Here is a 21,595-nt window from a genome sequence, read left to right as displayed (position 1 = left end):
TTCCTGTCAGTTCAGTATCTCTTCACGTCGGGTGGAGATATTGCGCACCTTCACCCCATTGAGGCTGACACTTACTATTTGCCAGCGTCCGCCAGGCAGCATCTGTCCGGAGTTAACCGTTACGGTTTTACCGCCAGGCATACTGATCACCGCGTTTCGCCCGTTGATTTTCACCAGTTGCGGCGTTATGTCTGGTGTGGCAGGCACGGTATTTCGCATACCCGAACCGGCCTCGCCGGTCGACGATGAGAGCGTGATACTTCCCCCCACACCTTCAGCCTCTGCCTGTGCTTTTTTGACCGCCGCCTGAGCTTCATAGAGAACCCGCTGTTTTTGCAGGGTATCCAGATCCCAGGCGGTTCCGGTCAAATCTTCTGCCCCGGCCATAAAACAAAAGGAAAGTAACAACAAGCCTAAGCCTGCCCCCAAATATTTATTTGCGTTTGTATTCGCCATAGACCGTCCCCGTAATTTTGTAGGCCAGCTCCCCCGCCTGACCAATTTCATAAATAATGTTATTGATGCGTACCCCGGTGAATTCGTCGTTCCTGAATACCAGTTGTGGCGGAACGGCTGTATCCACGCTGAAGGTATATTCCTGCCAGTCCTGTAATGGCATATCTTCTCCCTGCTCGTTTTTCTTCACGTCATTAACAGGCACTGCACTGAATGACGCCTGAATATTCACGCTCTGGAACAGTGAGATAACCTTTACCAGTTGCTCCCCCATATTGTTCATCGGATCATCGCCGTTGGGCGGCAACGTGTGCGGGAGAGTGAATACAGATACCGATGTGCTTTTGAAGTTGACCTCCGGCTCTATGCCGTAAATTTTTCGCACAGCCTCCACAAACTTTTCAGCAGTAGCAACGGAGTTATTAGGTCGGTTGTAGCTCGCACTCATCCCGCTCTGGTCACACTTCATTCCAGAAAGCTCCCAGCCCTCAATGGACAGGCGTAGCCGTTTAAGCGCTACTTCACATCCGGTAAGAAAATCCTGTACGGATGATGTGTTTATCCACGGATGGCGCAGTTTATCGAGCGCGGCCTTGTATCTCGCTTTACGATTAACCTCTTCCTGTTGCTGTATCTTCACTTGTATGGCAATGGCCCGCTGCTGTTCCTGCTCATTGAGCCATTTGAGGTAAAAAATCAACACCAGAAGTAAAACGAAGAGCGCACTGACAAACCAAAGTAGCTGTGTTCGGGTCATTCCCCAGCGCAGCGGCCGCAATCGAAAATCTTTGCGGATATTGCCAGGCGTAAGTATGGCGTCCAGATCCAGAACATCTGTCACCCAACTACCGATATCAGGATCACCATATACCGGAATGACGTCCTGACGGTTTCCGGCCATATCCTGACGCAGGTCAACAACAGCCTGACCTATTTCGTCGTGACTAAGGATACGGTCAGAACCAGGGTGGATAGTTCCTTTTGCTGTACGTCCCAGCAACGTGAATTCAGCCTTCCCGTGAGAATTTTTACCGAGCGGGATCACTGCAATGCAGGCACCATCCATCAGTGAGGACAGAGCGACAATCAATGAGTAAGTTCCCCTAAGTTTCTGACGGGTTTTTGGTGCAAATCCAGCCTGTATTGCCTCTGCCTGCCTGAGCGCAACAACGTCGAGATTGCGAATCCGTCCTATCCGGCGAACTTCCTTCATAATGTTGCGCTGGGCCTTGATCAGCTCCCATTTGAGCCCAACCACAAAACGATAACCGTGAATCTTCAGGATTCGGATTGCGGCGTCAGCATCACTATTTTCCGTAGACTTCACTTTTTCCGTTCTGAGTCGAAACTTCTTTTTAGCGAACATAAGGCGTCACCGTAATAACAAAGGTTTGCTTGGTTTTAGCTCCGGATAATGAACCGCCAAACGCAATATTTTCCGGCTCACCGACGCCCTTACGGGTCGAATTATCCGTATTTTGCTCAAATCCGGACATCACAATCGTCTGACCCGGTTTCAGCCATATACGTTGCTGTAATGAGCGAGTATCAACGTTAGGAGCCTCAAGTTTCTGCGTATCTGAGGTAATAACACGCATATTCTTGAGTGAAGATATATCCATGAACATATTTAACATCAGGCGATCAGAGTTCTTGAGGATTTTCGGGAAGATCGTGATGTTTGTACCTGTCGTTACACTGCCCGGCGTGAGGGTCTGAGTCGTAACGGTTGAATTTCCTGAAACGTAAGGTGTCGATTCAGAACTTTTCAGATATGTAGTCTGCTGGCCTACCAGCACAGGTGCCGCAGCCATATTTGTTGTCATAACCGTGTTAGTTTTGACATCTGCTACCCGAACCTGCTGTGAAAGTGCATCCAGCAGGAATGACGTCCCGGCAAACTGTTTTGCAGCCCCTTCAGCCGTATCAAGGACACTAAACCCACCGGTAATTGCATCATCTGAACCGGTACGGCTGCTATTCGCCAGCTTAATACCGTATTTGCCGCTAAGGGATTTCCAGACAAGATTCCAGTCGATTCCAACAAGATCGCTGGTATCCGTGTTAACGGTATATGTCACAACCTTGAGAATTACCTGCTTACTGAGCGTACTGTTTTCATCTTCTATATACTCGCCAACCTGACGAACGACTTCCGGTACATCCGTCACCATCATCGTTCCCGTCGTCGAGTTAAGACTCAGGCGGCCAACACCCGGAGTTAACATGCTCTCGACGGTGGTTTTTAAATCCTTATAGAGGTCGTTCCCCATACCAACGGTTGAGGACATTGTTGATCCACCGGACCCGGACACACCAGAATCTGAGCCACCACCAGAGTTACTGCTGTCCGTGCCAGTAGAGCTCGATAACCCACTGGTGACTGTCCCTGTTAGTTTGTAGGAAGCATCTGCTGGCTGAATATCAAAGCGCTTCGTTTCCAGGTAGTAAAAAATCACCTCCCCGTTCTCATACTTCCATGAAATACCAAGCCTTCCAGTAACGAGATCGAGGAAACGCCCCAGAGAGCCAGAGTACCTGATATCCGTAATCTTCCTGGTAGCAACTGTAGCCGGAGCCGCATTATTATTTGCCTGAGCACCAAACATCGCCAGCGGCTTCATTTCGCCACTGTTAATTACCGGAGATGGAACATCAGTCAGACGCTGTGTCACACCACCGCCAGTACCAACAGAACCCAGATATGCAGAAGCATCGGGAGATACGCGAAAGCGAATATGGCACTGTTCACTGAGATCCTGACTTAATTCAAATATATCCTGGGGTTTGACGGTTAAATATTGAATATTGCAATTCACCACCTGTCGCGGCGCATCATACTTAGGCTTTGGCAAAGGAGACGTATTTATGTACTGGCTATTTGTAAACCGGACTACAGGGTGGTTATCCCCCATTTGTTGAATTAATGAAGATGCTTTGACCCCAGTATCTTCAGCACTCTTTTTCACTTCATTCATTCGTTGAATAGTGCATCCTGGAAGCGACAAAAGCAATAACGCACCAACAGCAATAGCTGACGCTATAATTTTTTTGTTCATAAATATGATAACCTGAAATTAAGTTATTCGACTGATGATTAGTCTCTAATGGATTTAATTATTAATGACGATGTTATTTATTTAAGAAATTCACAAAAAGTTTAAATCCATTTTATTTTCCCTCATTAATTATAATCAGACACTGATTCCTGTAGCCATCTGCATACAATGGAACCTGCGCCTTCCGATAAAGATTGAAGAGCTGATCAGTCGCTTCTTCGAAGTTTCTGACACGGAATGTCAGAGGTTCGTCAATCGGATAATCAGTATCGGTATCCCATTTAACCGTCCATTTTTTCTTCGCGGTCGGACAAGTTTCTTTTTCGACCCAGGAATTAAATCCTTTCTGTAGTGTTGTCCCTTTATCCAAAGTCCAGACTTTTAGCACCGACACAGGAGCAGGTTTAATTATCGGTACATTTTTCTTAACCGGAGGCAAGATACCTTGTGTTACAACCGGCACTACAGGGGGTTTCAGAACCCTGGTTTCCGGTAGTCGTGTTATCAGTGGTTTAGCCGATAGCGTTACAGATTTGACCGGAACGCTTGCTTTCTGTGCATACAGAATGACAATTTCAGCTTTCTTGTCGTTTATCTCGGCCTTTAATCCGTAGGCTGTAAGCATCTTTCTTAATACATACGGCCATTGGTCATTTCCCTTCCATGAGACATTATGAGTAAATTTTTCAACAACCGGAGGTGACAAATTTACCTTCCATTCAGCAGGAATTATTTCACGTAATGCTTTATACAGTGGTACTTTCTCACCGTCCTTGCTGACAAAACTCTTCATATCCGGTTTACTTTCTGTATGCTCTTTTATTTTAACTACTGGCGCAGTGGTTATGGCCGGAGATGGTGATGAGAGCAAAGTGGATGTTACGGATATCCGTTTTGCTACAGCACTCTCTTTTGGTATCGGTGCCTGTATTTCCTGCCAGCAATTAAGGCAAGCCGGAGAAGACGTTGCAACTGTACCGACAATCGCCCCTGACGTGTCAAAATCGACCCACTGTCCTTCAGGTTCCGTTAATTTTGGCGGAGAACTACATCCTGTAAGGATATTTGCAAGAACCCCGGCAAGTATCAGTCTTTTTCTGTACATTTCCGTGCCTTTTATTTTATCAGTTTTTCCTAGCCCTTCATCCTGCCAAATTTACTCATAATTTTACTGACATGAGCGGGATCGGCGGTCGAACACTGCCCCAGAAATTTACTTCGCTCTCTAAAAGTTTTCGAGGGATTAAAACGGTGATGTTTTTTGAATGATTGTATACTAAAGAATTTCTTTATAGCTGGTTGACATTCAGATTTATTACCATAAACCATACCTGCCATACAAAAATAAACATCGCAAGGGTCATTTGGATCAACTTTATTTTTTTCTGCATATGCCGAATTCACAACAAAGAAAAACATCACCACAGCAACAAAATAAAATTTCATTTTCACTCCCCAATTCATAATAAACCAAGCATACATTATAAGAGCGGGATAAACAGATTGCAGATGAATGCAGATGAAATTCACAACAAATACTTTTTTATTCATCCTCATAAACATCTTGTTCTGATTCCACACCAGGAGCCATAATACGGCGTTTCTGTTCCGCGTTAAGGTCATCACCTTCAGGTGATGATATGGATACATTTTTCTTTACCGGGGGTCTGACTGGAACAACAAGCCCTTCAATTTTTGAAGTATCACCTTCAGGAATATCAGGTAGTGGGTATTTTTTTTCATCCACCCTTTCTTTAAATATTGGTTCCTTATACCAAAAAATCTTTTCTACTCTCATATTCATTGTCGGGTTATTTTTTGTAGGCTGAATAAAAACCAGTTCTTCCTTATACGGTAATTCATTAATTTCCTGTGGGAGCATCAGTGGTCTTGCCTGTAATGAAAAACCTCGTCCACGAGAACGTCGCTGTCCTTCAGATACGTTCGTGTTGGTTGAGGCAACTTTAATCGTCGTATTTCCCAGCCGTTCACTGTATTTTTTTGCCGTATCTATATCACCAGGTGCAAATGCAACTTTAATATGAAATGGTTCCATTACTGCTTTACCACCTTCAGGACCGTAACAATTATCTGAGCAAATCTGACTTTCGTTCTGGAAGATGATGATATAACGTAAGCCTGCGCCTCGCGTCAGTGCCGGTGCAGTTTCCATTACTTCAATACGTCCCATAACCGCGAACTCATCTTCCAGGAATAGTACCTGATATTTCAGCCGTAGCGATCCATCCTCGCAGTTCCCCCCCTGTTCCGGAAGAACTTTACTGTTTTCACGGATAGCCTGAGAAAAGAATAGATTCATCAGAGGACCAAATTTCTTTAGCGCACCTTCGGTTACGCAAAAATAGATACTGGTTGGTTCAACACGTAATCTGCTGAAATCTATATTCTCTTCTTCGTTTTCGCTTTCCGTTAATGCCAGCGCTACCAATTTTTCACCGTATACACTCAAGCGGCCAGTGACAAAGGACATGAGCGTGGAAAACTCTTTGCCTTTCGATTCAGATATGATCACCCCCAGCTCACGTACAGTTTCAGAAGATAATTCATCGGGTCTGCCGTGCCGCTCATCAACCACTCGCTGAGCCCATTCGCCAAGACGGGTTCCCTGTGCTGCAATCTCATATACCTGGGGCAAGCTTAACGGCAAAGACGGCGTCTCTATGAGATACAAAATAATGGCCGTTACCACATCCCCAGCTTTCGAAAACCAACTGGCGTTCTTCATGTTGTCCGGTACATATAACGAGGATGTAAGGGTCCGCGTATCACCGAGACGGAATAAAGGGTCTTTGTTAATCACCTTCAATGGGTTCCAGTGGTGCGTTTCCAGTCGTTCCGGAGAAAAACGAAATACCTTCTGACCGCAGGCTTTACGAAATCCCGCCGTCAAATAAAAGTTTTCGAATTTGGTGTCGTTGACAACAACCGAATGCGGATACGTAAGCAGATTAGGTACAACTATGCTGACACCTTTACCGCTTGCCGGAGGCGCAGCAAGTATCAGGTAAGTCTGTCCATAAGATGCTAGGAAATTATTACTGTACGGATCTTTTCCAAAAATAACAGATGGATAGCTGGTTATTTTCTTCTGAATAAGACGACCATTTTCCATCTCCCAATTGTTCGAACTGTCTTTATCTTCCTGTTCAGGCCCGGTGTACCACATACGGCGTAACTCGCGCCGGTTGGCAAAACGAGCATTACCATGTAAATCTTTTCGATTGCCGTCACGCCCAACAGTAAGAGCAAAAAGCGATACTCCAGCCGGGAAAAACGTAACAAGTACGGTGACGACCCACGCCCAGGGCAACAACATTCTGGAACGGTCAGTCAGTGATGTTATCCCTCCCTGATTTATCAGGGTAAATAGTGACAGCGATCTGTCATGTACGCCAGACAACGTAAGCCACATCCAGCCTCCTGCGTACAGGCCGATAATAAAAAATACACAGCACAGAACGAGAATGACGACTAACAGCTTTAGTTTTTCCATATTGGCCTCAACGAACGCATGAGAGTGCGCTTTCGATACTGGCGCCATTCAAGAGCGCCAACTGAACTTCAGGTTCATAGGTGACATCGAGGATCTCGGTATGCTCCATGTACATCACTACATCAAAAGAAGTGCGTACCCGCCTGTCGATATAGCTGAAGTCGAGCCCGGCCCCGACAGCAGATTGCTTAATGAGCCCAGCAATACGAGCATAACCATGAAGACTGCCGTTAGCGTGTGCTGTTGTAATCGTGCCCGGATGCCCCGTATTCAGTAGCTCCATAAAATCCCACGCTTCATCCCCGGTAAGTTCTGCCAGCAAAATATGATCACCTTTCATACGCATACAGCACGACACCAGATCTTTCGGAGTGACGTAATCTCCGTAAAGAAGATGTACATGGTTTAGGTGATAAGGAAGCTTCATCTCATTCAGCTCTTCAATCGTCAGTAATCTTTTATTTCTGGGGTAAACATCCACCACAGCTTTAGCAAAGGTCGTTTTACCTGAGCCAGTGCCACCGAAAATGATAATATTAAGTTTGTGCTGTACAGCCAGCCGGAAAAACTCAATGAATTCACGTGCAGAAATCAGCCGTTTCATTTCTTTTTGCCAGTCGAATAATTCCTTCTGCCTATTCACAGTTCGATTCGCCTTTCCGAAACGACCACTGGATACATAGTCATCCAAAGTGAATCGTTGCAACGATGGCTTACGGAATGTCATAGAAACGGTTCCACGTTCACATGCAGGGGGAATAACCAACTGACCACGCTCACCTTCTGGTAACTCCACCGTTTTAATCGGTGACTGAGGGGATAACTCTCTGTGGTTGTATACCGCCAGTGTAGAAGCCAGGTGTTCACACATATCCAACGTCAACCAGGGGGCTTCTTCACGCAACCATCCATCCGCTGAGGTTTCAATCCAGATCTCAAAGGGACGATTAATAGCCACTTCTGTAACTCCTTTCCGCTTTAGCCTTTCTGTTACCCCCGATTGTTCCAGATAACCCAATGTCAGTTCGTCTTCGCGAAGCGAACCAGAAACGTCGCCATATGCAAAATCACTCACAGCTTCACTTCTCCTTCAGGTTTTCAATACAAGATTCGGGTAATTCCCCTTGATGGCGAGAAATATCTCTGCATTCTGTTTTCTGCTCACTCACAGGAGCCGGGGTATCTGGTTTAAAAAAAGTTATTATTAATGCGACCGAAAACATTCCCAGCGCCCAAATAAGACGGCGAGGAATACGCTCAATAAAATTGCTGACGACATCCATTAGTTTCATAAAAACCTCTGACAACAATATAATAAAACAGCGCCAAATTTAATTCACAACCAGATAATTCAATATAAGAACAACAATATTAAAAACAGAAAGTACCCGAAACGTCAGGGTACTTATTCCCATCAGTTTAACGAGAGGTTCTGGTTTTATAGACGCTGGAGAAATCAATATCCTGAGCCACTATCACGGTAATAACTGTTCCTGGTAATACATATCCCGTTGGCGGGATATTTATGCTATTTTCAAGCGCTTTACTTGCCATATCTTCCGCATTCTGTTCTGAGTTTTCTACCGTGTATCCATTCCCAGAATTCCTTTTTGTCAGATTTGAAACAGAACCTAACGCATCCTGAATAAAGGAAAGCATCACCGCACCGCCAAATTTTTTCCCGTAATGATTATCTACATACGCTTCAGTGCCACTACTACCCATAGGATCTGTTCCCAGTCCATTCAATGAAGCACGAATCCCATCCGGCGCGGTTTCAAGTTCACTCCAGGAAGTGAAAACACTACTCTGACCAGCCTTCACTTCTACCGTCTGCTCCCCCGTCAATTCAGCCCCAGCTTCAGCCAGGATTACACTACCATCAGATGAGTACAACGGTCGTAACAGATAACAACTGACAAATCCCTGATAATCCGTTTTGACGCGATTGTACAGGACACACTGGAACCTGGTCTGACGCTTCAGTAGAAACTTACGCTCAGGGGAGCGACGAGCCCTTGTCATTGCGTATTCGCCTGAACTGCCTAATAACGCCCGCACAGAACCACGCCCACTGGAGCCTCCAGACAAACCGTTGTCGTCGACTCCTCCCTGATTTGCGAGCGCTTGTTTCACCAGTTCGTCTGGATCTGCATTAGCAAATGCACGGAGACGTTCTTCAGTATCAGAAGAAGAACGGCCTGACGAACTACCTCCAACCCCCTGACTTATACCTGCCGAGTCAAAGCGCGTGACAGGAGAAAACATATCTTCCTCCTCCCGTACTGGCGGAGTTTTATCATAATATTCTGCATCTTCTGCTGGCTTAGTTTTGATGGCCGTTTCTGTGGTATCTTTCGCTTGGGGAGTATCCTTCTGATTGTCATCTGTTTTCTTTCCCGCAGAAGAATCACTGATCGAGTGCCGGTTCTTCTCCATAAATGCGCCCATCACATCTTCAGGCGTCCGGTTGACCTGCGTAACTGCTTCAGCATTGACTTTTGACTCATCAATTTCAGGTTCCGGTCTCGCATTGCTTTTGATCACCGCTGCCGCAAACGAGATGATGATCAGAAGCGTAATAATGATCCCTCCGGCAATTACGCCAACAATTTTCCAGTCAATCGGCTTCTTTCGACTCGCCGGTTTTAAAGAAAAAGCCCCCTGACCTACATTCTTATTCCCGCTCCGGGACTCTGACGATGTTACAGGAGAACTATCCTTCTTCTGGTCTGGTGATAATTGTTCATCCTGATTCACTTTTTCACCTCCCGAATCTCACCCGTGGTGGTGCCGTTATAGTTATACCAGCCGGTATTTGGCACCTTAGAACGAACAGCCATTACCAACTTATTCAGGCGAAGACGAAATTCCTGGCTGACTCCATGAACAACCGTAATATCATTTACTGTTCTCATGTTGACCATGCTTTCAGTGCCGTCTGGTAACACTTCATAAATAACCGGACGCGGGGCGTTCGTCGGAAACCGGAAACAGGTAAAAGTACCGTTATCCCATACCTGATATGGCGAAATCGCTATATCACCGCGTCGCTGGTACTGAGTGTTAATTTTCCCATCGCAAGGGTTAACGTTAAGATCACGTCCTTTGAATGGTGTTTCTCCCACAGGTGCAGGTTTGGGGTAATCGAAACGCAGCATGTATGTCATGGAGGCCAGCGATTTAGCCAACTTCAGTTCTATTAAATAAGTGCGACGATTAGTATTGATGATCATGTTTGTTTCTGGCTCCTCCGCATAGCGGCTGGGCTTAATCATGATCACACTCCCTCTCTTGTTAGCGCCCAAAATCCATTCACGATTTTTTGGATCTCCAGGCTTACCAACATTCATAGCTCCATCATCGCTATCAATAGTTTCGCCGTCCTCCAGACGTATCATCGTCACGCGATCTTTCATTGCGTAGATACGAAAAACGTTATCCGGGCTGTAAGTAGCTGTCTGGATTCTCCCATCATGCGCAGATCCCTTTCCTGCGATTTCAGCGCTGGCGTTCGGTAACAAGGTGGCCATAAGGCTTAATGCCAAAAATCCCTTGCGAAAAGTGGTCATCGCCCCTCCCGGATTTCCTGTGTTTTGCTATATGCAAGTACACCGAATCCCTTCGGATTAACCCATCCGGCCCCTTCGGTTAACGGTGCATTTCTGTAGTCAAAAGAAATTATCGCCGTCCAGTAAACACGCTTTGGTTCTGCAATAGGTTTACCATCGGCATCAAGCTTCAACTGCTGACCAATATCGGAAACTGGTTTGCCTTCTGCATCAAGTAGCGATTGTGAAAAACGTACCTGATACGTTTTTATATCGTCGCGTTCACCCAATTTCTTTTCATGGCTGACAGGTAAAGGCACAATTGAGTCAATCGATACATCCACTTGACGGGATGAGCCTAACGTAGCTACATATCCTTTACTGGAAAGTTGGAAATTTTTGTACTCATTAAAAACATCTGGATAAGAAAGTTGCTGGACAATAGCAAAATTTGCTTTCTGACTGGCCCAGTTATATCTTTCACGCGCCAGTATATACATCGAAATATAATGTTTGTCATCCGCAACCTCTTTCGTATCTTCTTTTTTCCATCCTGGCCGAATCACATCCATATAACCACTATTCCGGTCAACACGGATAATAGTTGTCTCCACTGTTTTTAATGGTGTAAGCCCCATAACAGCAATAACAGATGCAAAAGCCAGAATGCCGAAAAATATAGACAGCCTACGGCTGTTCCTGGCTTTTTTTCGGTAGTCTTCAGCCACACGTTTTTCGAACCAACGAGCGGCCATTGTATAAGCCCGGATGTCCTGTATTACTTCGCTATTCTTTTTTTCCAGTTTCCCATCACCATAATGTAACTGGTGTTCTTCATCTATTTTTTTCTTTCCTTTACCAAATAACATCTACTCCTCCGGGAATGGCAAAAGCGCAGCATAAAACGCCACGCACAAAGCGATGGATATATTCATGATTTATTTACCAGGTTAAATAAAAGAAATCGAAGAAAAATGCAGGATTCAAATACTTAGTAAAAATTTAAGATATTAAAATTTTTTTACTCACCCCGGCCCTAAGCGATTTTTATTAAACCTGTTAACCAAAGTTCTACCTAATGTACGGCTCATATTTCTTGCGGCACCTACACCAGTCGTTTTACCGATAAGGCCGCCCACGCCACCGACACCTCCACTAGGAGCGCCACTCATGATTGAAGCAGCATAGCCAGGTAATTCTGTAGCAAGCATGGTAAATGCCCCAAAGTACAAAAGAATACATAAACAACCAATTAAATCTGTATTTATAACTCCGTCCTTTATTATAAAATTATTTATATATGATATTTCGAGCCCTAGCACTACAGCAAAAAGCACCTGCGTCAACATAAAACCACCAATAGTTCCAACCCAGCCCCAGAAATATTGGCTTGTCTGAGGAAATAAAAGAAATCCAATAAATATAGGCCCCAAGATTAATATAATCGCCGTAGCTGCTTTTAGAGTAATGAGAGTACCAATCGCAACACCAAGAAATGGGAGACCACCAAGAACATAGAATAAAACGGAACACACTGCAATAAATATTGTATTACCAGCAGCATCCCATATACTAAACTTAATGGAATTAACTAGAGCAATAAACCCATCATAATAAGCATTAATCAAACCATCCACTAAGTTGCCTGAGTTATGAGTGGTTCCAGAAATAGTATTACCTAACCAAACAGGAAAGTCTGTAACAACCGGAATAACTGTACTATTGTACCATGAAACAGACAATGCCATATAAAGTATTATACTAGCTTTTAATATTGTAAATAATATATCTTTGAAAATAACCGTAAGCCCGTCAAAATACCAATATAGAGATTTCATCTGGATATAAACAATCCAGAAACCGCCAATAACAATTCCAATAACCGACATTACTGTATTCATGCTTGCCATCTGGGATTGTGTGGCGGTGTTTATGGCATTAAATACGGGTTGTGCAACCTCAATAGCCATAATTCATCCTATTTTTTCACAAAAGTCTTACCATTGTATTTAAGATTTCCATTTTCTATTCTCATAGTGAAGCCATCTCCTTGTAAGGTCGTATCATTTAATGCCTTAGCCTCAAGAGCTCTCACACTATAACAGTCACTAAGATCCATTAAATTTGAAGGGGACTCTTTCGTTTTCCCCAACATATAATCCTCAAAAGCCTGTGCTCTTTTTTTATCTTCAAGTTTCTTATCAAGATATTTTACATCTACATGATATACACCATCATCGTAATTAACAACAACAGTTGACGGGTATTGTTCTTTAGTAACCTCATTCCAAGTTCCAATAAACCCAGTTCCTTTATCCTTACATCCAGATATAAAAACAGCAGTAATAACCATAAAAAAAAACAATATTCTTTTCATATATCAATCCCATATATAATCAGGCATTAGGTTGCACACTGATAACTGTGCCACGAAAATTAAAATTATTCTACCATTGCGTTACTCTGGACGAACCTTACTTTTACCTAACATATAGTCCACAAAATTCTGTTCTTTTTTCTTCTGTTCCAGCTTCTCCTGCTGCTCCATCAAGTAACGCGTGTTCTGAAGCTGCGTCTGTTGGTTCGCCAGTTCCAATTGTTCCTGCTGATAACGAAGTGCCAGTTGCTCACGTTCTGCCGGGGTCTGGACCTCATTCAGTTTGTTTCGCAAGGTTTCAGCGTTTTTCTTACGTATATTTGTAGCCTTATATTGTTCCTCCAGAACGCCAGCCTGCCGGAGCAACTTATCAAAAACCTTCTGCACTTCAGGTTCATAACCACTTACACCATACCGCTTACGTAAGTCCGTCAAATCCTGAGTCTGATTATAAATATCCTGCCAGTCACGGGCGGGAAGGAGCTGATTAACATACGGATCGTTCAGGAATGAGCCTAATTTGTCATTCCCCTCCATAATAGACTTGTAGTGCTCATACTGGCTTTTCGCCTGCTGAATAGCTTCTTTCGCCTTTTCCAACTGCGCCAGCGCCTGCTGTGCCTGTTGTTGAGCGTTCTGTACCAACTGAGCCAGTTCAGCCACGCTGACTGTTGGTACGCCAGCAGAAAATACGGGCTGACACAAAGAGACAGACATAACCAGTGCAATACTGGCTGCAAGATGTTTTTTACTGTTCATTGAAAATCTCCTGTTATCCTGGTGCAGGAATACCGATTACGCATAAAAATATCTATAGAACTCCTGCCGTATTCTTCTCTCTGTTCGCCTTTCATAACGAAAGGCTATATCCCGATAAGAGAATTTGTGCTTTAAAATTTTCCGATAAATAAAATTCCAGAAAGGTTGTTCCCAAAATAAAACTATTTTCGAAATTATGTACAGATTCCGCATCAGGACTCGTATTTCATTTACAGGATCTCCATCATATTTATGGTTAATCACCTATGTACTCCTGTTAATTGCAGCCCGGTCATATAGGGCCAGTTATGCGTTCAGTTCATTCAGCAACCGGGTATTGATATAGAGTTTTTCCCGGCCAGAAACCATCTCTTCAAGAACACCAACACTGACAAGCTGTTTCAGATAAACAGATGCAGTCTGGCGGCGTGCCAGCCCGGCTCCCACAACATTTTCAATACGACAGTAAGGCTGCATAAAAAGCACCTGAATCAATTCCCAGGAATATATTTTTGGTAGCTCTTTACGCACATAGTCAGCCGTACTGTTCATCAATGCTCTTACCTGCGCGATCTTTTGAGTCGTCCAGGTTGCTGTTGATGCGACACCCTCCAACATAAATAATACCCACTCTTCCCATGCCTGCCTCACTGTAACGTCACGCAATAACGCGTAATAGTCAGCACGTCGTTCCAGAATAAAGCGTGAAAGATAAAGTATTGGTAATGACAGCAATTCACTCTGGATCAGATAGAGAATATTCAAAATGCGCCCGGTACGCCCATTGCCGTCCGGGAATGGGTGGATACACTCAAACTGGTAATGTGCAACTGCCATTTTCACAAGTGGGTCTATATCATCCTGAGCATGAATAAAAGTTTCCCAGTTAGTCAGCAAGCCACGGATAACCTCTTCGCCTTCAGGAGGCGTATAAACCACATTCATATGTTGATCTCGTAGTACCGTTCCGGGAGTTTTACGCACATCAGTATCAACACCGCGTAGCGTGGTACAGATAACAGTAGCTGTAGAAGTACATAATGGATATTTCTCGATATGTTTTACCCCTTCATACATCGCTGTACGGTAACGCAACGCTTCTTTAGTTGCCGGGTCAGCCAGTTCTGCACGGTCCGCATACTGGAACAGCTGATCGCTGGTTGTCACAATATTCTCAATACGAGAAGAGTCTTTCGCTTCCAGCATTGGAAGAATGTTAACCAGTAATCCCTGATCTGGAAGCAACTGCCCGGCTGTTTTCAGTTCAGCAAGAGCTGATCTGGCCTCAATGCAGGCTTTTAGCACTGCTCGCGTCTCTATTTGAGAGAGTTCAGGAGGTAAAAGCGGAAGCTGGTTAAAGGGTCGTTCTGGTTGCCATAACATGTTTAAAAAATCCAATTTTATCGACATATATCGATTATATGTACGTCAGATCGACACATCAAGCGAATATGTACATATTTTTCGATTTTTTAAACATATCTAAGTTCTGCATGTGCTGGTACTGGTTGAAAAGAAGGAGCATGGCACAATCCATGCTCCTTAATGTCAGGCTGACAAGCCCAATTCCCTTTTTCTCGCCTCAAAAAGTGAGTGCCATACTGCGGGGTCGTCTACATCGAGTTCAGGATGGTCCTTACGAATCTCCGAGCGCACATCCATAGCAAACATTTCATCCAGGTACGGTTTCACCCATACATCAGGATCATCACTCCCCAGCGATTCACGTATTTTCCGGGCCACAGGGATATTTTTCGCACTTGACGAAAGCAGCGGTAACCAGTATTTCATTTTTCCACCAAGATCCATTTTAACTACAACAGCACCTCCAGCCTGCTTAACCAGCACCTTGCGACTATGAATGCCAAATTCAATTATTTTCTCAAATTCAGCCCTCGATACGCCAAACTGACGATAACTGTCATACTTTTCTCTCGCCTTTTCATTTGCCATCCATTCCTGCGTGATAGTCTGCTGAAGAACAGAGGGACCTTTCGGGTGTTCGAGAACATATTCCGGAACCTGTGTATCCATCATTAACATCTCACCACGAGTACGCCCCGCATGAAGGATTTCCATAATGGCCTCCGACGTACTCTCAAACATAAGAGCGGCCCAGAATTCAGCAACCGTGTTAATCATCAATGATCCCGGTTCTGCTTTCTGCATCCAGCGCTTCATGTAGAAGAAAGAGTTCAGCAGAACTTCAACCACAGCCGGATTTTGATTAGCAAATTCCTTAGTCAGTAACTGAGAACAATCAAACCCCAGCCTGCGACTTTTTCCGGGATCAAACATGTTACGAGGCGAATCCAGTACCCAGGCGTAATGACCCCGAGCCCCCTGCACATCCCGGCACCATTTAGTCAGTCTCGCGCGTAACCCTGTCGGACCTGTATCGGGTATAGCGTGAAGAAGCAGTGAAAAACACCGGGCCTCTACATTGTGATGGTTCATCACACTGCTGATAGCCTTCTGTATTACAGTTTCTTCATGGCTGTCTGCACCGCCCGCACACTGAACCACAGTGGAAAACAGAAAGATACGTAACTCCTCAGAATCCGGCCACTGAAAAGGCTGTATTCCGGTAAAAGCCCCGACCCTGACGTTAAAGTATTGAGTTTTAAGCGCTACTAATATGTGTTCCAGTGAGTTGTTGTAATCAATAGTGAAAATCATGGGATTCCAGCGACTGAAAAACAGCAGTTCCATCGCTTCAACAGTGGTTTTCCCTGCACCGGTCATGGCAATCGTGGTTTTATGGCCGGGGAGCGGCTGACCCGTGTTGAACTGCCCCAACGGACTGACATGAGAGTTCAGGAAGAACAGGCCTCCGTTCTCGGTCATCATTGGCATCAGCGCCGAGCCATCACCAGGAGGATTTCCGGTAGCTTTGCCGGATGGTGTGGCGTGCAGAGAAAAACCGCACGCCAGGTTATCCGTGGATTTCGGCATCGAGTAAATAACATCACCATATCCCGGAAAGAGCGTCAGCCAGGAAACATAATTGGTACTCGTTGAACGTACAAAACCAGTATCTTTTGACATCATCAGGGACTGCATTTTGGCACCATGCTCAACCGCTTTTTCAGGCGTATCGCCAAAAACGATAAGACTGGCATTGTATTCACCAAATATTCTTTTCCCTTGTGTCACTTCCTGTACGCTATCGGCCAAATCTTCAGTATCGCTGGACTGGCCTTCCGTGGATGCCAGATCGGCCATCTGAACCCTGAGACGACGTTTAATACGGTTTCTGTCCTCAAAGAGGAAACTCTGCACCAGACAGAAATCATAAGGCTCTTCAAGCGCCTCATCCCACATTCCGGGATATGATTCTTCCGGGTAATCGCGTAAATCATATGTGGATGCAAAACGCCGTTGGCCGCTGTAAGGACGGTTTTCAACATAGTCATATGCACCAAAAGCTGTTTCGCTTTCGATAATGGCGTCACCGAGAGGGGTATCGGTGACAGGTACGTCAACATCAACACCGTTAAAAATAAATGAGTAGAATCGCCCAATTTGGGAATAGAGTCTGCCATTACGTTCTTCCATGCTCATGACGGTAGGCCCAAAATCACTCATCATTTCACGACAAAGTGACAGCAAATCCATCATGTTCGCAATGCCCTGGTCAAGATCACGATACTTGAGGATCAACGCCATCGCATAGCCGACCTGACGGAAAGTACCGTTCCGGAATGGTTTAACATAGGTGTCAACCAGTTCCTGAAGAACTAATGATTCCACCTGGTATTTATGATCAAGGTGAATACGCTTTTTGAATATATAAGTCTGTAGTTTCAGATTACTGCCTTCTTTCTTCCCCATTGCCCTGAAACAACGAGCCTGATGACTGAATTCATTATTCAGGGTTGCCTGATCACGCGTATCATGCGGAACGCCCGTAAAACGAACCAACGCCAGTAAATGAGACGAACCAAGAGTACAGATTTCAGGATGTACGTGATGTCCCAACCAGGGAACCTTTGCATTACTCTCCGGCGAGAATACGTTTCTTGATAACTCGTCTTGCATATCTTTCTCTCCAGCGAGGATTTCGGGGGGTAATAAGAAGATGTCGACCATATTTACGGTTCATTTTTCGACGACGAAGAATGAAACGAAGACGCCGGAACGCCTTATCATCACGTTCACATATAATTCGTAATCCGAGAATAATCAGAACAAAAGGTAATGCGACAAGAAGTCCCCACCATCCCCAGAAATACACAGAAAGGAATGTACCAATCACTCCTCCAATGGAAAGAAACAACAAAGCAAAAACAGGAACTCCGGCAAAATTGGGAACCCGACTCATCGCTTTATAGGTTTCAAATTTGAGGATTTCGCTTTCCTGCTCCATCAACTGACAGACCCTCCAAATAAACTATAAGCCCAGGTAGCCAGAGATACGGCCCCACCGACTACAGCAAGAACCATCGCATGTTTAAAATAATCCATAGCTGTTGTTTCCATATTTCCTGATATACGAGAAGCAACCCAGGCAATCCCCATATATGCAAGAGAGGCAACCGCAATTGTACCTCCGGCAATGATAATGAATGTTTTCAAATCATTTAGAGTATTTAAAATTGGGTCATACCAGGCTGCATTTGCATAAGCAGGAGTAAAAATAAGAATCAGAGCATAGTAGGCAGTAAGGTACTGTGTAGCTGTGATTTTTTTATTTTTAAACAGAGCCATCAGCTTGTTCATTTACATCATCCTTTATTTTTTCAGATTGTGGAGTTGGCGGAAGCGTTCCTGACGGGGGAAGCGGGTATTCCCGCAGCACATCCCAACTTTCAAACGAAGGAGGTTGTCTTTCGTAAGTCTGTACAGGAAGAGAGTTCCCCTGATGCTGATCATCTTTAGTACCAGGAACAACATATTTTTTGTCTGGAGGTGCATAGCCAATACGTTGCACATAGCTGGTATTATCCAGTTCAGGTTCAGACTCCTGCCCTGTTGAAAAATTTCCGGAATAATAACAACTGAGGGCTCTTTTTAGTGTTCCTCCCCGTAACCAGCAATCTGTGATTATTTTTTCATATGCCTTCAGATTTTCACATGGAGAAAATAAATCATCTGCTGTCACATTGAGTTTTTTAAAATTTGTACTAGTTATTTGCATTAACCCTACAGAATAACGATGTTTTCTTTTTTCTATCTCACTGACTATCTTCAGTGCCTCCTGTTTACTCTTTGGTAAGTAGCTAATAAATCCACGTTGTCCGGGTTTACGTTCTGACCTGGGAATTATTTCAGCAATAGCATAAGGATTCATCCCTGATTCAACTCTTACGACATCCAAAGACGTATCCGGATGTACGTTCGGCGCACACTGTATCGCCAGCGCAAGAAACGAACCGGTAGTCATAACCGACATATTGATTTCCTCCCTGACTAATGACAATTATTTCTCGGTCAGAATGATTTTTCCCGTTTAACGATTTCATTGATAACCTGCTCTTTCAATTCTGGAGTATGAAGAACAATATCAATAACGCCATGTAAAACGGCAGAACGAGCGACAACAGTCCCTACCTTCTGACACACTTCCCATACTAAATCATCATGCTCTTTATATTTATCTTCTGGAATATATAATACCCTACCTCGACGTGATGAATTACTCTTCCTTCCCGAAACCATTTTCTTTAATGTTGACGTTGTCATTATCTCCTCCTTCAGGAGTAATAAAAAGTACCTGTGTAAACAGGCACACCCATGTATTAATTTGACATTAGCGAAAGGCTAAATTTCGTTAATTAATTCCGTAATACTCCTTAGAACCATTCCTCGACGTTTATAAGGGATAGCTTCTCGTTCATACCAGAAAGCCATAAATACTTTATCTTCATTTAACAGAACATATCTGTAACCTCTATTAATCAATTTACTTAATGCGTCTCTACGTTTTTGTTTAGGGCTTTTTGTGAACATATTACACACATATATAGAATATTATTTATGATAAAAAGAGCCCTCATTATTTATGAAAAATGAAGGCGTTTAAACTTAAAAATTAAGAAAGTATTTGTTTCATCAGCCATGCTTCACGCATGACATTGTTCTTTTCATTATTCAGATAAACCAGAGTTTCTTTATCTTTTTTATTAACATCTTCTTTAATTCCAGTTTCAGGGAAAATTCTTTTCAGCCGTTCAACCACATCAGCCTTAACTGGCAATAAAGCTTTTCCGGCAGAAATAATATGATGGAAAGCAGAACTCGACATTATATATTTTTGAACATCTTTATTCATTGTTACATAAACAAAAATATACCCAGGAAATACAGGTACACTTCGTCTACGGAATCCAACGATATTATCTGCACGAGGAGTTTTGCGGATCATCACTGGTGCCCAGCACTCTATCTCCCTGAGCGACAGCCACTGCATAAGAAGCTCTTTATTGCTTTCCCCTCTTTCATGCTTGATTAGATACCACTGCGGCACCCCATCTTTATCTTCACTCATACAAAAAATCTCCGGTTCAGACATAAGCCAGAACCGGATGATATCAACACAACGACCTAAGCGCTAAGACTCTCGGTTTTTTCCACTGACGAACGGAATCGCTCATCCAGATAACGTAGAAGCAACATGCTTCGTTTTTCTGGATTATCTTCCAGGAGCACAACCGCCAGTTCATGAGGAATAGATTTAACAATATCTTCAGGTGCCTGTTCTGACGATGGTGACTTGCCACGCCCTTTCTCAAAAACAAGCACATTTGTTAAATCTTCTTCACTGATCGGAACGGGTTCCCCACCAAATGAGATAAACCGTTGAGTCCACGGCAGCGCCGTAATTTTAGTGGAATGGATAGAACCAAAATCAACATTCACAAACAAATAACCGGGGAATAAAGGTACAGGTCTTTTTCTGAAACCGATCTGATTATCAGGACGCCGGTAATGTTTGGATACATCCATAGGGCAATAAAATTGCACGCCCATATTTTCAAGATGCTTAAAAACTGTCTGAAACCGTGTAGCGGTAAACTGAAGAACATACCATTTCATATAGGTTTTCCCTTCGTGCGCTCCTTCGACTCGGATGACCTCGGTCCGATTTTTATACAGCCAGAGGAATCGGCTGTACGGTGTCGACAAAATCTTTAATTACACAAACATCTTTGATCAAAAGATTAAACTTGTAAACACACAAAAACCAGATCTTACATCCAATCATAACAACTAAACTAGAATATTATTCTGTTTAACATAAATTAATCAGATCTTCGATCTATAAAAACAACAAAACATAAACGAATCGATCGTCCGAAGATCGGTTTGCAGACAAAAACTCTTTTTTAAGCACATCTATAAAAATCAATAAGATAACTCCTTTGTTACGCAACCAGCTTTATAAAATAATTCCGACCAGACAAAACATGTAACTTATTAATTTTAGGCGCTAAACACACTTGACAAATAGGCGCAATGCGCCTATTATTGTTATCACGGTGGCAACAGAAGGTCACTCGTTCCGGGAAGGCCAAGCCGCCGATAAGGAAACGAATGAAGCTGTCAGATGTCGCGACCATCCGGACGAATTTTCAGGAAGCAGATTTCTGGATTACTCGCCGGGGCTCTTTAAAAACCTGTGGCAAACCAACCCGCCAGTACAATCCAGAACACATAGGGATAAAGGTTGAAAGAACAGACCTGCTGTTACCTGACTACCTTTTCGTGTGTTTTGAATGGCTTCACTCACAAGGTGTCTGGGAACCGTTAGCCACTGGTACACTGGAGCTGGTCAACATCAGGGTTTCAGACGTAAGATCTATCGTGCTGAATCCACGCTGATAACGAAGGTGGGGGTAGTCCCCACCTTAACCAGCACAACATCAGTAGAGGAAAA

General features: G+C 43.9%; 23 protein-coding genes. 1 reads left to right on the top strand and 22 read right to left on the bottom strand.

Annotated elements, in window-relative coordinates; genetic code table 11:
• Positions 1–6: 6 nt before the first annotated feature.
• The 22 genes from pilP to F4V72_RS23090 form a co-directional block, all read right to left on the bottom strand.
• A complete protein-coding gene (gene pilP, locus F4V72_RS23200; protein ID WP_136058639.1) occupies positions 7–456 on the bottom strand; it encodes a type IV pilus biogenesis protein PilP in 450 nt (149 codons plus the stop codon).
• Complete coding sequence (gene pilO2 / locus F4V72_RS23195) at positions 434–1,822, bottom strand: type 4b pilus protein PilO2 (protein ID WP_023233695.1); 1,389 nt, start codon at positions 1,820–1,822, stop codon at positions 434–436. Before pilO2 ends, pilP begins: the two co-directional genes overlap by 23 nt.
• The gene (locus F4V72_RS23190; RefSeq protein WP_136058640.1) at positions 1,812–3,515 is read right to left on the bottom strand and encodes a PilN family type IVB pilus formation outer membrane protein; all 1,704 of its coding nucleotides are present in this window, start codon (positions 3,513–3,515) and stop codon (positions 1,812–1,814) included. Before F4V72_RS23190 ends, pilO2 begins: the two co-directional genes overlap by 11 nt.
• Positions 3,516–3,627: 112 nt before the next feature.
• Positions 3,628–4,620 (bottom strand): TcpQ domain-containing protein, encoded by a 993-nt coding sequence (locus F4V72_RS23185; RefSeq protein ID WP_230389293.1) that lies wholly within the window; start codon positions 4,618–4,620, stop codon positions 3,628–3,630.
• A gap of 29 nt (positions 4,621–4,649) precedes the next feature.
• Positions 4,650–5,066, bottom strand: a complete 417-nt coding sequence (locus tag F4V72_RS23180; RefSeq protein WP_223203161.1) for a TrbM/KikA/MpfK family conjugal transfer protein — start codon at positions 5,064–5,066, stop codon at positions 4,650–4,652.
• Positions 5,059–7,029 carry a type IV secretory system conjugative DNA transfer family protein gene (locus tag F4V72_RS23175; protein ID WP_232081698.1) on the bottom strand — a complete coding sequence of 657 codons (1,971 nt, stop codon included), beginning with the start codon at positions 7,027–7,029 and terminating at the stop codon, positions 5,059–5,061. The genes F4V72_RS23180 and F4V72_RS23175 overlap by 8 nt, the downstream gene beginning before the upstream one ends.
• A 7-nt stretch (positions 7,030–7,036) precedes the next feature.
• Positions 7,037–8,104, bottom strand: a complete 1,068-nt coding sequence (gene virB11 / locus F4V72_RS23170; RefSeq protein ID WP_136058641.1) for a P-type DNA transfer ATPase VirB11 — start codon at positions 8,102–8,104, stop codon at positions 7,037–7,039.
• A gap of 4 nt (positions 8,105–8,108) precedes the next feature.
• Positions 8,109–8,321: a hypothetical protein gene (locus F4V72_RS23165; protein ID WP_000772401.1), complete on the bottom strand. Its 213-nt coding sequence runs from the start codon at positions 8,319–8,321 to the stop codon at positions 8,109–8,111.
• 127 nt (positions 8,322–8,448) lie between these two features.
• Positions 8,449–9,789 carry a TrbI/VirB10 family protein gene (locus tag F4V72_RS23160; RefSeq protein WP_001070720.1) on the bottom strand — a complete coding sequence of 447 codons (1,341 nt, stop codon included), beginning with the start codon at positions 9,787–9,789 and terminating at the stop codon, positions 8,449–8,451.
• On the bottom strand, positions 9,786–10,601 hold the full coding sequence (locus tag F4V72_RS23155) for a TrbG/VirB9 family P-type conjugative transfer protein (RefSeq protein WP_000206613.1): 816 nt from the start codon (positions 10,599–10,601) through the stop codon (positions 9,786–9,788). Before F4V72_RS23155 ends, F4V72_RS23160 begins: the two co-directional genes overlap by 4 nt.
• The gene (locus F4V72_RS23150) at positions 10,598–11,449 is read right to left on the bottom strand and encodes a virB8 family protein (RefSeq protein WP_136058624.1); all 852 of its coding nucleotides are present in this window, start codon (positions 11,447–11,449) and stop codon (positions 10,598–10,600) included. Before F4V72_RS23150 ends, F4V72_RS23155 begins: the two co-directional genes overlap by 4 nt.
• A gap of 156 nt (positions 11,450–11,605) precedes the next feature.
• Positions 11,606–12,550, bottom strand: coding sequence for a type IV secretion system protein (locus tag F4V72_RS23145; protein ID WP_023233689.1), 945 nt, complete (start codon positions 12,548–12,550; stop codon positions 11,606–11,608).
• Between the two features lie 8 nt (positions 12,551–12,558).
• Positions 12,559–12,957 (bottom strand): hypothetical protein, encoded by a 399-nt coding sequence (locus tag F4V72_RS23140; RefSeq protein WP_136058625.1) that lies wholly within the window; start codon positions 12,955–12,957, stop codon positions 12,559–12,561.
• An 81-nt stretch (positions 12,958–13,038) separates the two neighbouring features.
• Positions 13,039–13,716 (bottom strand): type IV secretion system protein, encoded by a 678-nt coding sequence (locus F4V72_RS23135; protein WP_001086129.1) that lies wholly within the window; start codon positions 13,714–13,716, stop codon positions 13,039–13,041.
• A gap of 306 nt (positions 13,717–14,022) precedes the next feature.
• Entirely contained in the window at positions 14,023–15,099 is a 1,077-nt protein-coding gene (gene fic / locus F4V72_RS23125; RefSeq protein WP_024148595.1) for a protein adenylyltransferase Fic, read from the bottom strand.
• A 165-nt stretch (positions 15,100–15,264) separates the two neighbouring features.
• Complete coding sequence (locus tag F4V72_RS23120; protein WP_001150380.1) at positions 15,265–17,757, bottom strand: VirB4 family type IV secretion system protein; 2,493 nt, start codon at positions 17,755–17,757, stop codon at positions 15,265–15,267.
• On the bottom strand, positions 17,714–18,085 hold the full coding sequence (locus F4V72_RS23115) for a VirB3 family type IV secretion system protein (protein WP_015062746.1): 372 nt from the start codon (positions 18,083–18,085) through the stop codon (positions 17,714–17,716). Before F4V72_RS23115 ends, F4V72_RS23120 begins: the two co-directional genes overlap by 44 nt.
• The gene (locus F4V72_RS23110) at positions 18,085–18,438 is read right to left on the bottom strand and encodes a TrbC/VirB2 family protein (RefSeq protein WP_023233717.1); all 354 of its coding nucleotides are present in this window, start codon (positions 18,436–18,438) and stop codon (positions 18,085–18,087) included. The genes F4V72_RS23115 and F4V72_RS23110 overlap by 1 nt, the downstream gene beginning before the upstream one ends.
• Complete coding sequence (locus F4V72_RS23105) at positions 18,413–19,111, bottom strand: lytic transglycosylase domain-containing protein (RefSeq protein WP_015062745.1); 699 nt, start codon at positions 19,109–19,111, stop codon at positions 18,413–18,415. The genes F4V72_RS23110 and F4V72_RS23105 overlap by 26 nt, the downstream gene beginning before the upstream one ends.
• Before the next feature lie 38 nt (positions 19,112–19,149).
• Positions 19,150–19,401 carry a hypothetical protein gene (locus F4V72_RS23100; RefSeq protein ID WP_000213776.1) on the bottom strand — a complete coding sequence of 84 codons (252 nt, stop codon included), beginning with the start codon at positions 19,399–19,401 and terminating at the stop codon, positions 19,150–19,152.
• A 349-nt stretch (positions 19,402–19,750) separates the two neighbouring features.
• Positions 19,751–20,206 (bottom strand): transcription termination/antitermination NusG family protein, encoded by a 456-nt coding sequence (locus F4V72_RS23095; RefSeq protein WP_001287806.1) that lies wholly within the window; start codon positions 20,204–20,206, stop codon positions 19,751–19,753.
• 56 nt (positions 20,207–20,262) lie between these two features.
• Positions 20,263–20,754: a transcription termination/antitermination NusG family protein gene (locus tag F4V72_RS23090; RefSeq protein WP_116779484.1), complete on the bottom strand. Its 492-nt coding sequence runs from the start codon at positions 20,752–20,754 to the stop codon at positions 20,263–20,265.
• Between the two features lie 498 nt (positions 20,755–21,252).
• Between F4V72_RS23090 and F4V72_RS23085 the strand changes: the two genes are divergently transcribed.
• Positions 21,253–21,540: a hypothetical protein gene (locus F4V72_RS23085; protein WP_023233715.1), complete on the top strand. Its 288-nt coding sequence runs from the start codon at positions 21,253–21,255 to the stop codon at positions 21,538–21,540.
• Positions 21,541–21,595: the final 55 nt, after the last annotated feature.

Origin of the sequence: Salmonella enterica subsp. diarizonae (genome assembly GCF_008692785.1) — a bacterium.
GTDB lineage: Bacteria > Pseudomonadota > Gammaproteobacteria > Enterobacterales > Enterobacteriaceae > Salmonella > Salmonella diarizonae.
Note: the sequence above shows the minus strand (reverse complement) of the source record. Positions and strands in the feature narration are given on the sequence as shown.